This is a genomic window from Rhodoferax sp. ZS1R8 (assembly GCF_056521325.1).
In genome coordinates this window covers 1-1,018 of sequence record NZ_JBWMBA010000221.1, presented here as the reverse complement: position 1 = coordinate 1,018, position 1,018 = coordinate 1, and the positions used below count along the sequence as shown (strand labels likewise).

Here is a 1,018-nt window from a genome sequence, read left to right as displayed (position 1 = left end):
AAGTACGGGCCACCGCCCACCTGATCGCCGATGTGCTGGACAATCCGGGCGATGCGGCCAATATCGACGCCGTGCGGGCCAAGGTGCATGCCTTGACCGCGCGCTTCCCGGTCTACGGCTAAGCACCATGCAAAACGCAGTTACTATAAACTTGATAGCAATCTGCGCTTATTTCACGGGGGCTAGAGGCCAATTTTGCTTAAGAGCATTGGCCAAATCCCTATGAAATGCCCGTTTTGCAGCCACTCCGAAACCCAGGTTGTGGAGACCCGGATTTCTGAGGACGGAGATTTCATCCGCCGCCGCCGCCAGTGTGGGTCGTGTGAAAAGCGCTTCACCACCTACGAACGCCCCGACGTTAACTACCCTGCCATTGTCAAAAAAGATGGGAGACGTATCGAGTACGAACGCGCCAAGCTGCTGGCGTCATTCAATCTTGCACTGCGCAAACGCCCGGTCAGCACCGAGCAGATTGACAGCGCCATTGAGCGCATTGAAGAAAAGTTGCTGAACCTGGGCCTGCGCGAGGTGCAGTCCGGCCGCATTGGGGAACTGGTGATGCGTGAGCTGAAGAAGCTGGACAAAGTGGCTTATGTAAGGTTTGCCAGCGTGTACCGCAGTTTTGAGGATATTGACGAATTTAAGACGCTGGTGGATGAGGTGCGGCGGTAGGGCACCGCTGCGCAACACTACCGCCGACTAGCGCTCTCTAGCGCCAGCAGGTCGCAATGTCCGACGCCGTTGGGCTGGTCGGAACACTGACGCCTTTTACTCCTGTATGTGTCAACGTCAAATTGCCACACTTTGCAACGGTTCCAATTGGTGTGGCCGTCAACGTGAATGTGGTGGCGGCAAGGTTACCCACGGCAATGGAGTACTTTGGAGCGCCGTTGGGCACACTCGCCAAGCGGGCAGGCAAGGCAGCCGAATCGAATTTGTTGTTGACCGAATAGTAGCGCTCCATAAACTGCTGCGCTTCCAACAAACCTGCCCTTGCAGCCGCTCGGTCACCGCGTTG

General features: G+C 56.6%; 2 protein-coding genes. One reads left to right on the top strand and one right to left on the bottom strand.

Annotated features, from left to right (window positions below; all coding sequences use genetic code 11):
• Positions 1 to 222: 222 nt before the first annotated feature.
• Entirely contained in the window at positions 223 to 672 is a 450-nt protein-coding gene (gene nrdR, locus AC097P_RS25140) for a transcriptional regulator NrdR (RefSeq protein WP_479613131.1), read from the top strand.
• 37 nt (positions 673 to 709) lie between these two features.
• Here the strand turns inward: nrdR and AC097P_RS25135 are convergent.
• The coding region (locus AC097P_RS25135) for a type IV pilin protein (protein ID WP_479613130.1) at positions 710 to 1,018 on the bottom strand (309 nt) is incomplete at its 5' end.

Coding starts and splice junctions, on each gene's coding strand:
- nrdR (WP_479613131.1), top strand. CDS start 223: ATGAAATGCCCGTTTTGCAGCCACTCCGAAACCCAGGTTGTGGAGACC.